Origin of the sequence: Niabella drilacis (assembly GCF_900101395.1) — a bacterium.
Lineage (GTDB): Bacteria > Bacteroidota > Bacteroidia > Chitinophagales > Chitinophagaceae > Niabella > Niabella drilacis.
Genome location: NZ_FMZO01000002.1, coordinates 477,666 through 490,934 on the forward strand (window position 1 = coordinate 477,666; position 13,269 = coordinate 490,934).

The window sequence follows — 13,269 nt, forward strand, 5'->3', positions numbered from 1 at the left end:
TTTAATGTCTGTGTTTGAGGATATGATCTGTTAAAAAAAATGGCATGTACCCGGGCATAAGAGCCGCAGGCCCGTAAATGAAAACAGGGAGTACCTGTATGCTGATTAAAATATATCAGGTGTTTTCTTCTTTTGCAGCTGATAATAAGCCGGCATCAAAATTATTTCTTTTCTCGGTCAGTGAGGACACTGACCGTGGCGTGGGCCGTGGTTTGTGTCCTCACAAACCACTAGTAATTACGCATTTTAATAAAATTGATTCCGGTTCATTATGAGATGATTTCAGGAGTAAAACGATTATCAGAAGCTTTTTTGTAAAATAACCGGAACCTCCGCTTTTACATCTTCAAATAAAGAGGGTGCCTCAATCAGAGACACCCTCTTTGGTCTTGGTTGATGACTAAAAACGGTTAACTGACTTTTACCATGAAAACATAATCCTGGATCTTTTTCGCCTGCTGTGTGCGGTTAAGACTTATAATGGAGGATTTGGTATTTAATTTTACACTTTGAATAGTGGTGTCGGTCTTTCCTTTTCCTTTTACTTCATTCAGAATGTTATAAAGATTTTTTGAGCGGATAAAGAACGCCACACCTTCCTGGTCCTTTTGGCGTCCGTTTAAGATGCCGATTACATCGCCCTCATTATTCAGGATCGGGCTGCCGCTGTTACCGCGATTGGCCGATATCTGTATCTGGCAGCTGAGGGTATCGCCGTTAAAACCTGTTTTAGCGCTCAGGTAGCCCTGGGTATAGGCGATCTCTTCATCTTCCCGGGGATAGCCCATGGTAAATACCGGCTCTGCCAGGTCGGCCATCTTGCGGGAGAACCCGTAGGGAACCGGTGGCAGCGGTTTGAAATCTTTATCGGTGATCTTAAGCAAGGCAATATCCCTTACAGGGTCCGTATATACCACTTCAGCAAAATACTCGGTTCCGGTGTTGCTGGCCACGGCCACGTTTGTTGCATTCTGGATCACATGGGCATTGGTCACCAACAATCCTTTACTGTCGATCATAAAGCTGGTACCTCTCGAACTATAGGTGATCTCCGGCGTTTTGGGGTCCGGGGTGTGGCTGTTTTTCAGACTATTGATCTCTTCAGCCTGTTTGCGCGATTTGTTTTCCAGGGAGCTGAATTTCTTGCTCAGGGTTTCGATCTGGGCATTGTGGCTCTTGGGGGTAACCGACCACAAAATTGCAGAAACCAGTAAAGCGGTAAGGCCTGCGATAGAAGCGGCGATGGAAGCCACTCTTTTATACCGGTTGTACAGGTAAGCCAGCCTGGCCTTCCCTTTGCGTGCGGGTGAATCAATTGTTCCCTGGGTGGCGAGGTCGGTGTGGATCTCGTTAAGGGAAGCATGAAACTTTTGCCATTCATTGTAGCGGTTCATGCGCTGCATAAACAGCGTATGTGTCACTACCATCTGGTCGATCTCGCTATCAGCCTTTCTTAAATTTTCGAAATGTAAACGCTCATCGGGAGTCATTTCCCCGGAAATATACCGTTCTACCGCCTCGGTCAACAATATATTGTCATGCTCATGCATTATCCTACTACTTTTTATATTGAGAAAAGAATATTTTTTTCAGCCGCATCAGGCACTTGTATTTCTGAGTTTTCGCATTTTCGGAATTGGTATAGCCAAAGGCTTCGGCAATTTCCTGCATGCTCTTCTTTTTAAAATAAAAGGCCTCCAATAAACTTTTACAAGGCTCGCCCAGGTGCTGGATCGAATGATGCATCAGGTTATAATCCTGATCTTTTTGCTCATGCGCCTCCAGATCATCATCCACCCTTACCAGGCTGCCGGCATCATTCCACTCCTCAGTAAACCGGCTCTGCTGCTGTAGCTTCTTCAGCCACAAGCGTTTAGCAACTGAGTATAAATAGGTTTTGATCTGGCAGTTAAGCTCAAATGTTCCTGACCTGGCCTTTTCGAACAGTACCACCATCGCTTCCTGGAAAATATCCCGGGCATCGTCGGCTGTACCATTATTATTGACTACCAAAGCCTGAATGAGGTTGTAATGCTGTTTATATATTTCTTCGGTTGACTTCTTATCATTGCGCGCTAAACCCTTCAGTAGCAATATTTCCTGTTCTAAGACCGTCTCTTTCACGCTTTGTATGATTTTTAATACTTTTTTTTAAAAATAGTAACCCTTTGGCACTAAGAAAAACTTTTTTGCTGGAGCAGGGGTTACCTTTTTGAATTTTTTGTATTAACCTGAAATCAGTAACTCAAAATTTAAAGTAATGAAAAAATTATTTATTGTTCTGGCAATCAGTTCTTTAGGTTTCGCTGCCTGCAATAACAGTGCAGAAGGTGAAAAAAGTGGTGATACAACCGCAGTGGCGCCCATTGATGCGCCCAGCGTTACTCCTCCCGCAGTAAGTAATGACACCATCGTAAACCTCGACACCAACCAGGCGGCTCCGGTTGATACTGCCGCTAAAAAGTAAGTCATTTATATTCGGCAATAAAACAGGGCCATCCTCCTTAAGGCGGGTGGCTTTTTTTATGTGTTGTTCGGGATTGAACGTTGCACTTTGGGAGGCTGTCCGATACTTTAAGTCTCGAACAGCATAAAATGCCATACCTTTGCGGACTCATTTTATAAAAATATATTAGTGGCTACATTTGAATCGTTGGGGATTGAAGAAGGATTACTTCAGTCATTACAACAAATCGGGTTTCAAACACCCACTCCGATACAGGAGCAAGCAATACCGGTTTTATTGCAGGGAACAAAGGATTTTATCGGGCTGGCGCAGACCGGTACCGGTAAAACGGCAGCTTTTGGGCTGCCATTGCTGCAGCTGATCGATAAATCCTTTCCATCGCCGCAGGCGCTCATTATTTGCCCTACACGAGAGCTGTGTTTGCAAATAGCCAATGACCTGGAGGCATTTAAACAAAAGAAGGAAAATGTGCACGTAACGGCTGTATATGGCGGAACCGCTATCAGCCAGCAGATCCGCGAAATAAAAAGGGGCACGCACATCGTTGCCGCCACCCCGGGACGCTTGATTGACCTCATAGAACGGAAGGCGATCAACCTGGAAGATATTCATTACGTGGTGCTGGATGAAGCCGATGAAATGCTGAATATGGGCTTTAAGGATGATATTGAGTTTATCCTGAAAGAAACCCCCAACCGCCAGAGCACCTGGTTGTTCAGCGCAACCATGCCTAAAGAGATCCGGCAGGTGAGCAAGCGCTATATGGAAAATCCCTTTGAAATTACAGTAGGGAAAGCCAACTCGGCTAATACCAATATTGCGCACCAGTATTACCAGACGCAGCATGTAAACCGGTATGAAACACTAAAGCGTATTATCGATTTTAACCCGGGCATGTACGGGATCGTGTTTACGAGGACCAAGGCCGATGCCCAGCATATTACAGAACAGCTGATCAGGGAAGGGTATGATATTGAAGCATTGCATGGTGATCTGACCCAGGCCCAGCGGGATAAGGTAATGGCCCGTTTTCGGGAGAAATCACTGGAACTGTTGATTGCTACGGATGTTGCGGCACGCGGTATTGATGTACAGGGCATCACGCATGTGATCAACTATGAGCTTCCGGACGATACCGAAGTTTATACCCACAGGAGCGGAAGGACCGGCCGTGCAGGACTCAGCGGTATCTCAATTTCCATTGTAACCCCCAAAGAGGTTTACCGCCTGCGGCAGATCGAAAAACTGATCAATACGAAGTTTAATAAGATCGATATCCCATCCGGTAAAGATGTGTGCCGTAAACAGTTTTTTCATTTTATTGACAAAATGCTAAAGGCCGATATCAGTCATGGTGAATATGAAGCCTATGTACCCGTTTTGGAAGAGAAATTTGAAAACATCAGCAAGGAAGAAGTATTGCAGCGGGTAGCAGCCCTGGAGTTTGACCGTTTCCTGAAATATTATGAGAATTCGGTTGACCTGAACCTGAGGGGAGGCGATGACCGGAAAGGCGCACGTGCTGCGGAACGCAGCAGCAGGGGCGGACGTGGGGCCGGCAACGGGCAATACCAGCGGTTATTTGTAAACCTGGGTACAAAGGACGGGTTTTACAAGGCCAGCTTCCTGCAGTTCATCCTGGATATGAGCCGTCTGAGTAAAGATAACTTGGGGCGGATCGATATGAAAGAAATGAATAGCTGGGTAGAAGTAGATGCTGCCTCCGCACGTATTATGATCAAAGCTCTGGATGGTAAAAACTACCGGGGCAGAAGGATCCGTATGAATGATGCGGAAAGCGGCGGAGGGCGCAGGAGGGGATAGAACTTACAGTATAAAAGTAAAAAGTGAGATGCATTGCATTTCACTTTTTACTTTTAAGCCCCGATAGGGGGGCTCACTCTTTTATTTTACCACGCACTCCAGGTTTACGGTAATGCTGGCCGTTTTATTTTTGGATGAGGTGTTGAATGTGCCCCCATAACTGTAGTCTTCGTTGCTGTTTTGCCCGGTGATCTGGAAGATGCCCATATTAGCCTTTACCACGTTCCCTAAAGAACCACCGGTATTCTTCGCAATGGTCTCTGCCCGCTTACGCGCGTCTTCAGCTGCCTTGGCAAGCAGGTCCAGTTTGAGATCCGCCAGTTTTGTATAGAAATACAGGGGCTCCGGGGAGTTTAATTCAATCCCCGTTTCGATCAGCTCAGTGATCTCGCGCGAGAGCGCCTCTACTTTTGCAATGTCGCCGGATTCTACCTTTACATTCTGCGTAAGATTATAGCCTCCAAAAGTAGTGGTGGTGGACTTGGTTTCTTCGTTATAATTGGAGCGGAAGATCTTATCGATCTTTACAGAAGAAAAGATCATCTGCTTCGGCTGGATCCCTTTCCGGGTGAGGTAATTCCTTACATTGGTTTCATCCTGTTTAAGCAGGGCATAAGCCGTTTTTAGATCAAAATCGGTACGGTTATAGCTTCCATTCCAGGCGATCAGGTCGCTGGTAAAATCTTTTTCGGCACTGCCGGTAACCCGGATGGTTTGCCGGGTTTTGAATTTGTATTTGTAGGCACCCGCTACAATAAAGCCCGCCAGTACAATACAGATACCAATAATGGCAAGGCCGATGAAACTGCGGCTGCCGGCGGCTGTGTTTGTTTGTGTATTTTCAGTGTTGCTCATAAAACTAAGGTAAGCAAAACAGATCAATTTGCCAGCTCAATCATCGCTTCCAGCTCTTTTTGAAGCTGCTCGTCTCCACCAAAGCCGATCGACTGGAATTTGATATTGCCGTCTTTCCCGATCACAAATTTGGTGGGGATCCCCGTTACGTTGAACTGTGCAACCACCTTGCTTTCATTGTCCATCAAAACGTGGAAATCGTATTTGTTTTTTGCAATAAAATCGGTGGCATTTTTTTGCTTATCGTCAACCGTTTCCCAGGTATCCACAAACAGGAACTGAACCGCCGGGTTATCTTTGTACTTTTCTACCATTTTTTGCATAGCAGGGAAAGAGGCTCTGCAGGGGCCGCACCAGGTGGCCCAGAAGTCTACTACAACGACCTTGCCTTTCAGTTCTTCAAGCGTTATCTTTTTCCCTGAAAGATCCTGCAGGGCAAATTGAGGAGCCGGGTCATTCTTCAGGATTTTCCGGAGCTCTTCCATCCGTTTTTGTTTGGCGCCCAGTTCCAGCCGGGTGATATAGGCCTCGTAGCCGGTTTCTGATGCATGCTCTTTAATATAGGTCCTTTTCAGTACCTCCTTAACAGGATCATTGGCGTTTCCTTCTGTTACAAATTTTTCCAGTTCCGGTTTGTATTTTTTTGCCGGCAGCGCTTTTTCTGCAAGCTGGGCATAAGTGCCGTTCTTATCCGTATTTGTTCCTTTACTTATCGTCAGCGCGGCTTCCCGGGCATAGGGGAGCCCTTGTTGGTATTTTCCCTGTTTATACAGGATCATACCATAAGTGTCTGCATACGTGGCATAATCGTTTTCTTTTTGCTGCATCCACTCTTTTTTCAGCTGCATCTTTGGTTTTTTGTCCCGCGGTGTTTTCAGATCTCCCCGGCCATAATCGATGGTTTCCTTCGAAAGCGCTGCGGCCATAGCAAGGTCATTTCCGTCGTCTTCCTGCATTTTCCAGGCTACGGAATTATAGGTGTTTATTTTGTTCTTTTCATCTCTGAACAGGAGCGCATACCGTTTAAAGTTGGACCAGTCTTTTTTTGCGGCGTACGCGGTAAGGATCTGGCGTTGCATAGAATTGACCAGGCTGTTGTAGCTGTCCGGGTCTTTCTGGGAAGCTGCCGCTTTTAATACCCCATCAACAACCGCTTCTTTTTTAGACAGGTTGGTTTCCCCATTGAATTTTGCGTAATAATCCTGCTGGGTCAGTTTACCGGAGGGCATTTTTTCTTTTTTCAGCTTTCCCCAAAAAGCCTGCTGCTGGGGAAGCCGCAATAGCCCATAAAGATTTATGATCTTTGTATAATCTTCTTCCGTTTTAAGCCCGGCTTTTAATGTTTTTTCAATTTCGGCCTGCGCAGTGGTTGCCGCTTTCTCCTTGTCGGTACGGTTAAGTGTAAAAAGGTAGCCAACTACCAGGGGCTCCCTGCTTTCCGGGTATAGTGCTATCTCTTTTTCATAGGCGGTCCGGGCTTTTCCGGCGTCTGTTTTCAACCCGAATTTCCATTCTGCTATGTTGTTATAGAACTGGGCAGCACTGGCATAGGCACCTTTTTTTACCTTATTGCCGTCATAAAGCGTTACCAGGTAGCCGCTGTCTGCGTTGTTGTCCTTTTTTTCATCAATAGCAAAACCAAAAACCAGCAGGTTCTGAGCCGTGTCGGTTTGAATGGCAGCGGTGTACCGTCCGTCTTTCTTTTTTAGTACCAGGTCTTCCATTTCCTGACCGGAGGAGCCCATTTTTAATACGTAGGCTTCGGGTACTTTGCCGGTTCCTGTAAGGTCGCCTCCGGGGGTGTAAATAAGATTGATGACATCGCCTGCACGGGGCTGTTTGGGGCTGATGATAAGATTTGATTGTGCACCTGAATGAAGGGCTATAAAGAGGAAGGTAGAAAGTAAAAGGTTTTTCATTTTTTATAAATTACCAGTGAATGTATTGGTTGCTGCAAAAGTAGCAGATTGTATTATATTTTTCGGGGATATTATCAGCAGCAATGCCTTTGCGTATTACTTACGACAAACTTCAGCAGCAGCTTTTCTGCTGTTACAGGCTCATCAGAAGCGGTATTGCCCCGGGAGGTATCGCAGCTCCGGATTTCTTCCGTGCGGGAAGTAAGACCGGACCGGTCAGAAGGGAGAGGGAGTTAGCGCCTGATTGTGAATGCTTTTACATCCGGTTTTTTTTCACAAATAATTTACAAGCCCTTTGTTATCTATTGGGCCTTTTCAGCGTCTTACTTGTAGAAAACAAAAAGAAAATGAAAACCCGTTTCATAAAATTTTTGAGTTTGGCGGCGGTGATCCTGGTGCTGGCAGGCTGTGGCCCATCGGCACATGTGGAAACTTCCCGCAATGCCAATTTTGACCGGTACCGCACTTTTGCATGGGCGGAGAAAAAGGATCGTCGTGGTCGTTCCGGTAACAGTACAATGATGGAAAATCAGATCCGTGATGCCATTTCGGGCCGCCTGGAATCAGGGATGGGATGGCGGCAGGTATCCCGAAATCCGGATGTTATTTTAAGTTATGATGTACTGGTAGAACGAAGTTCACGGCTGGAGTCTGACTCCAGGTATAGCTGGGGGGGCTTCCGTACATTCTATAACCCATACAGTCGCCGGTTTTATAATGTGTATTATCCTTCCCGGTTTATGGGATATGATAATTATGAAGTGCCTACAAAAGAAGGAACGATCACGGTAACAATGGTCGATGCCCGTACTGATGAAACAGTGATGCAGGGATGGGCATCGGACGAAGTGAACAGCCGCAGGATCTCAGGAAAAGAAATTGACCGGATCGTTAATGCGATCTTCCGGAAATGGGAGTCCGGCACCCGGTACAATAACCAGTATAATGACCGTAGGGGAAACCCGCGCAATAGCGGCCGGTATTAAAAAGCATATTGAAAAGAGTAGTTTGGTTTGGTAGTTACAACGGGCCTCTGCTATTTTTAGCGGGGGCCCTCTTTTTTGTTTAAAGTTCCAGGTTGGACTCTCTTCCACTCCTGGTATCCGGACCCGTGCTCGTCAATCAGTTATCAGTTTTCAGCATCTTTTATAATGAACCGGAATCAATTTTATTAAAATGCGTAATTACTAGTGGTTTGTGAGGACAGAAACCACGGCCCACGTCACGGTCAGTGTCCTCACTGACCGTGAAAAGAAATAATTTTGATGCCGGCTTATTATTACATAAACTTCAGCTACGTTTAGCCAGAAACCTTCCCCTGGGAATTTGAAGATGGGGAAATGTGGAAGTGTAGGTTCATATCAGGTATGAAGCCGCATCTGACAGGCGCCGGTAGGCAACGGGTAATAGTAAAGGGTATCAAGTGAAAAATGTGCAACCCAAATCTCAAGCTTCCAATCGAAGGGTGATCAATAAGAGGTGAAACGCCGCTTTGATGTTGAACTTTAAAGCCGGGGCCGAAGAAACTTCACCGAGGCGTGCAGATGGTGCTAACCTCAGACATGAAACGTCGAGCCCTAAATATCCCGCTCTGCCAATAGCTGATCCAGGTCCAGTTGGCGTGTGTACATTTCAAGGCTGCCGTCTGCCTGTTGGGGCCATAGATCCTTCGGACGATCCCAATAGAGCTCAACGCCGTTTCCGTCCGGATCATCCAGGTACAACGCTTCCGATACACCATGGTCCGCTGCGCCTGTAAGCGGATAGCCCGCCTGTACCAGCCGGTACAGGATATTGGCCAGGTCTTTCCGTGAGGGATAAAGAATGGCGGTGTGAAACAGACCGGGTGCTTTTACGGGTGCGGGAGGTGCATCCTTGCTGTACCAGGTATTCAGGCCGATATGATGATGGTACCCCCCGGCAGCAATAAAAGCTGCCTGGCTGCCATACAGGGTAGTGACCTCAAACCCCAGCAACCCGCAATAAAAATCGAGAGACCGCTGTAGGTCGGAAACTTTTAAATGCACATGCCCAATTCTGGTAGCAGGAGGGATTTTATAATCCATGTTTTTTGTTTCAGGTTTAAAGTTCCCGGGGACTGCTCCGAGTTGGACCGTTAGCCCCGGAACTTCATACATTAAACTTCCCAGGCAAGCGCGCTGGCTCCCAGGATGGCCGCATCCGCCTCTTTCAGCTCGCTGAATACCAGCTTGACCTTATTCTGAAAAATGGGCAGCAGGTTTTTTTCCATATGTTCTTTCGTGGGTTTCATAATATAATCGCCTGCTTTGATCACCCCTCCAAAAAGGATAATGGCTTCCGGTGAGGAAAACATAATGAAATTGGCCAGCGCTTCTCCCAGTATCTGGCCCGTATAGCGGAACACTTCCATTGCTGTTTCGTCCCCTTTCTCCGCCATTTCAAATACCGCGCGGGAATCGAGGTTTTCCTCCGGAACGTCGTTGAGTGCGGAATGGATATTTTCAGCTCTTAACTTTTTAGCGGTAATGGCAATACCGGTGGCGGAACAGTAGGCTTCCAGCGAACCATGTGCGCCAGTGCTCCAGTGCTTACGCCCCCCCGGGCGCACAATAACATGGCCCAGTTCGCCGGCAAACCCGTCGTGGCCATAAAGCATCAGCCCGTTGGCCACAATGCCGCTGCCTACTCCGGTACCCAGGGTTATCATAATAAAATCTTTCATGCCCCGGGCAGCGCCGTACATCATTTCTCCCATGGCGGCTGCATTGGCATCATTGGTAAGGGTACAGGGAATGCCGAACTTATCGCTTACCAGTTTAGCAATGGGGATCACACCTCTCCATGGCAGGTTGGGTGCATATTCTATGGTACCTGTATAATAGTTTCCGTTGGGGGCACCCATGCCGATCCCTTTTATGCCTATTGAGCTGTTTTTGTCGATGATCGGTTTCATGGCTTCATAAAGCCCTTCAATAAATGATTCTATGGTAGGGAAAGCATCTGTTTTTATATCCCCCTTATCCAAAATTTCACCCCGGTGGTTCACAATGCCGTACTTCGTGTTGGTACCGCCTATATCAATCCCAATCGCCAATTCACTTGACAAGTCTAAAATTCCCATATCGTTTTCGATTTATATCATTTTAATGTCCGCTTCCCGAGGTTTTGACATCATAATCGATGCCTTGTTGCTTCAGGGCCGCTTTTGCTTTTATTGCGTAGAAGGCAAGATACGCAAAGCAGGCCACACCAACAAAGTAAGAATACTGGATGCCCAGATGCTCGGGTGCTGCCAGCCATCCCTGGAGCAGGCTGACGATGCCCCCGCCCATGATCATGAAGATCAGGAGGCTGGATCCTTTATTGGTGAATTTGCCTAAACCGGCAATGGACAGGGTAAAGATACAGGGCCAGAGTGTGGAACAGAACAGCCCTACACTGATAAAGGCATATACGCTGATCATTTTGTCGGCAAAGATCCCGATCAGTAATGCCAGGATGCCCATACAGCTGAAGATCAGCAGCTGCCGTGCCGGATTTCCCTTGCTTAAGATATCGCAGGCGATCAGACCAACGATCAGCAGCGCATATATATAAAAGGGCGTAATATCATGATTGGCGATCTTGTTAACCAGCAGGAAAACACCAAAAGCAATATAAGGCATCAGGAATCGCAAAATGCTTTTTGCACCTTGCGACAGGTCGAAGGCGCCTACAGACCCCGTCCAGCGGCCGATCATAAGGCTGGCCCAGTAAAGCGATACAAAGGGGGCAATCTTGTCGGTGGGCGTTTGCAGGTGCTCCTTCATAAATTCCGGCAGGTTGGCTGCCGTGCTTACTTCTACGCCTACATATAAAAAGATGGCGATCATTCCCATCACCAGCTGCGGGTACGCCAGTACCGAATGGCGGGCGGGCGGCGTTCTGACGGCTTCCGTTTCCAGTGCCTGTTTGCTGCCATCCGGCTCTACGTTATCCGTTGTATCGATCGTTTCGAGGTTGATTTTATTGGGTACAGAAGAGAACCTGAAAATAACTGCAACAATGACAAAGGCCAGCCCCAGGATCAGGTACGGCACTTTAATGCTCTGGATATCTGCGTCGGAACCGGAGGCGGTAACAGACCCAAAGATGGCAAAGCTCACCACCAGCGGCCCGATGGTGGTGCCGAAGTTGTTGATACCACCTGCAAGACTCAGACGTTGGGAGCCCAGTTTGGGATCACCCATGATAATAGCCAGCGGGTTGGCGGCAGTTTGCTGCAGGGAGAAACCAAGGCCTACAATAAAGAGCCCTATGATAAATAGGGAAAAGGACTCCTGTTGCGCCGCGGGATAAAACATAAGCGTACCCAGGGCTGAAATGATCAATCCCAGGGATATGCCGTTCTTGTAACCGATCTTTTGCAGCAGATCCTTTCCGATGACACTGCTGATCACCAAAAAGATCAGTGATCCGATCGTATAAGCCACATAAAATGCAAAGGATACCATTTGAGATTGAACCTGGCTCAAATGAAGCTTTTCTTTAAACACGGGGATCAGGATATCATTACTGGCTGCAACAAATCCCCAAAAGAAAAACACAATAATGAGTGTTCCAAACTGGGACCACTTTGTCGTTTGATTACTCATGTCAATCGTTTATTGTTTTACAGGAAGTAAATGTAAATAGTTATCATCTAAATAAAAATTTTAATTCTTTCTTTAGCAATTTCTGTTCATTTATAAATAATGCTTACATTAGTAACGGAAGAAATCAGTATTATGGAAATAATTCATGTATCAGCAGAGTGTTATCCCATGGCCAAAGCCGGCGGACTGGGGGATGTGGTAGGGGCCTTGCCAAAGTACCAGAATGAACTGGGCCATGTGGCCAAGGTTGTGATGCCGATGTACCGGACAAAGTTCTTATATCAGAATGAGTGGGAGCTGGTGCATGAAGGCGGACAGGCATTGGGGGGCGAATGGTTTAAGTACAGCATTATAAAGGAAAAAACCAACAAGCTTGGGTTTGACCTTTACCTTGTGGATATCAACGGGAAGCTGGACCGGGAGAAGATCTACGGCTATGAGGATGATACGGAACGGTTCATAGCCTTTCAGCTGGCGGTTTGCGATTGGATCGGCCGCTGGCAGCATCGCCCGGATGTGATCCATTGTCATGACCACCATACAGGGCTGATCCCTTTTATGGCGCGGCACGCCTATGCCTTCCGTTACCAGCTGGGTAACGTACCAACCGTGTTTACGGTACATAATGGGGAATACCAGGGACAGTTTAGCTGGGATAAATATTATTACCTGCCTGCTTACGATTCCTGGAACTGGGGGCTGCTGGACTGGAACAATGCCATTAACCCGATGGCCTCAGCTATAAAATGCGCCTGGAAGGTGACCACCGTGAGCCCCAGCTATATGGATGAGCTGAAGCATGCCGCCAACGGGCTGGAAAATCTTTTTGAATATGAAAAAGGGAAGAGTATTGGCATCATCAATGGTATTGATACAGAAGTGTGGAATCCGCAAACGGATGGCTTCATTGTTAAGAACTACGACAATGAAGAGGTGATACCCGGTAAGGAAAAAAATAAGAAGGAGCTGACGGCGCAGTTCGGGCTGGATCCGGAGAAGCCGTTGATCACGTTCATTGGCCGCCTGGTGGGAGAGAAGGCCGCCGACCTGTTGCCGGATGCCATCGGCCAGTCGATATACCAGTACCAGGGGAAGGCGAATTTCCTGATCCTGGGTTCCGGGGACCCGGAGATCGAGGACCAGCTGGACCAGATGAAGCACCGGTTTAAAGGATATTTTAATGCGTATATAGGATATAATGAGGGACTCAGCCACTTGCTATATGCAGGGTCCGACTTTTTGCTGATGCCCAGTCGCGTTGAGCCCTGCGGGCTTAATCAGCTGTATGCATTGCGTTACGGGACGGTACCCGTGGTGCGGAATATCGGCGGCCTCAAAGATACGGTAGTGGACTATGGCGATCCCGGAGGCTTTGGTATTAAAATGGAACAGTCCAGTGTAGGAGATATTGCCTATTCCGTAGGCAGGGCCATCGACCTGTATGCGAATAAGCACAACCTTTATGATGCCATGCGCGGTAAAATGATGACCATCGATCACAGCTGGGACATGTCGGCCAAACAGTATCTCCAGATCTATGAATCGCTTCAGCCGGAGCAATAAAATAATAATGCCGGGATAATCAATT

General features: G+C 47.2%; 11 protein-coding genes. 4 read left to right on the plus strand and 7 right to left on the minus strand.

What is annotated here, in order from left to right; translation table 11 throughout:
• Positions 1-410: 410 nt before the first annotated feature.
• Together BLS44_RS05415 and BLS44_RS05420 are read right to left on the minus strand one after the other, a co-directional pair.
• Positions 411-1,550, minus strand: coding sequence for a S1C family serine protease (locus BLS44_RS05415; RefSeq protein WP_090389013.1), 1,140 nt, complete (start codon positions 1,548-1,550; stop codon positions 411-413).
• 7 nt (positions 1,551-1,557) lie between these two features.
• Positions 1,558-2,124 carry an RNA polymerase sigma factor gene (locus tag BLS44_RS05420; protein WP_090389014.1) on the minus strand — a complete coding sequence of 189 codons (567 nt, stop codon included), beginning with the start codon at positions 2,122-2,124 and terminating at the stop codon, positions 1,558-1,560.
• A gap of 136 nt (positions 2,125-2,260) precedes the next feature.
• On the opposite strand from BLS44_RS05420, the gene BLS44_RS05425 reads away from it, so the two are divergent.
• Positions 2,261-2,467 carry a hypothetical protein gene (locus tag BLS44_RS05425; RefSeq protein WP_090389015.1) on the plus strand — a complete coding sequence of 69 codons (207 nt, stop codon included), beginning with the start codon at positions 2,261-2,263 and terminating at the stop codon, positions 2,465-2,467.
• A gap of 168 nt (positions 2,468-2,635) precedes the next feature.
• Positions 2,636-4,291 (plus strand): DEAD/DEAH box helicase, encoded by a 1,656-nt coding sequence (locus tag BLS44_RS05430; protein ID WP_090389016.1) that lies wholly within the window; start codon positions 2,636-2,638, stop codon positions 4,289-4,291.
• Between the two features lie 81 nt (positions 4,292-4,372).
• Here BLS44_RS05430 and BLS44_RS05435 read toward each other — a convergent pair whose 3' ends face one another.
• Positions 4,373-5,146 carry an SIMPL domain-containing protein gene (locus BLS44_RS05435; protein WP_090389017.1) on the minus strand — a complete coding sequence of 258 codons (774 nt, stop codon included), beginning with the start codon at positions 5,144-5,146 and terminating at the stop codon, positions 4,373-4,375.
• A gap of 23 nt (positions 5,147-5,169) precedes the next feature.
• Positions 5,170-7,065 carry a TlpA family protein disulfide reductase gene (locus BLS44_RS05440; protein WP_090389018.1) on the minus strand — a complete coding sequence of 632 codons (1,896 nt, stop codon included), beginning with the start codon at positions 7,063-7,065 and terminating at the stop codon, positions 5,170-5,172.
• A 347-nt stretch (positions 7,066-7,412) separates the two neighbouring features.
• Here BLS44_RS05440 and BLS44_RS05445 point away from each other — a divergent pair, with 347 nt between their 5' ends.
• Positions 7,413-8,051, plus strand: a complete 639-nt coding sequence (locus tag BLS44_RS05445) for a DUF4136 domain-containing protein (RefSeq protein WP_090389183.1) — start codon at positions 7,413-7,415, stop codon at positions 8,049-8,051.
• 591 nt (positions 8,052-8,642) lie between these two features.
• On the opposite strand, the gene BLS44_RS05450 is transcribed toward BLS44_RS05445, so the two are convergent.
• The 3 genes from BLS44_RS05450 to BLS44_RS05460 all read right to left on the minus strand — a co-directional run bounded on the left by BLS44_RS05450 (position 8,643) and on the right by BLS44_RS05460 (position 11,681).
• Positions 8,643-9,131, minus strand: coding sequence for a VOC family protein (locus BLS44_RS05450; protein WP_090389184.1), 489 nt, complete (start codon positions 9,129-9,131; stop codon positions 8,643-8,645).
• A 71-nt stretch (positions 9,132-9,202) separates the two neighbouring features.
• A complete protein-coding gene (locus tag BLS44_RS05455; RefSeq protein WP_090389019.1) occupies positions 9,203-10,168 on the minus strand; it encodes an ROK family protein in 966 nt (321 codons plus the stop codon).
• Between the two features lie 22 nt (positions 10,169-10,190).
• Positions 10,191-11,681, minus strand: a complete 1,491-nt coding sequence (locus tag BLS44_RS05460; RefSeq protein WP_090389020.1) for an MFS transporter — start codon at positions 11,679-11,681, stop codon at positions 10,191-10,193.
• Between the two features lie 99 nt (positions 11,682-11,780).
• Here BLS44_RS05460 and BLS44_RS05465 point away from each other — a divergent pair, with 99 nt between their 5' ends.
• The gene (locus tag BLS44_RS05465; RefSeq protein WP_090389021.1) at positions 11,781-13,244 is read left to right on the plus strand and encodes a glycogen synthase; all 1,464 of its coding nucleotides are present in this window, start codon (positions 11,781-11,783) and stop codon (positions 13,242-13,244) included.
• The last annotated feature ends 25 nt before the right edge of the window (positions 13,245-13,269 follow it).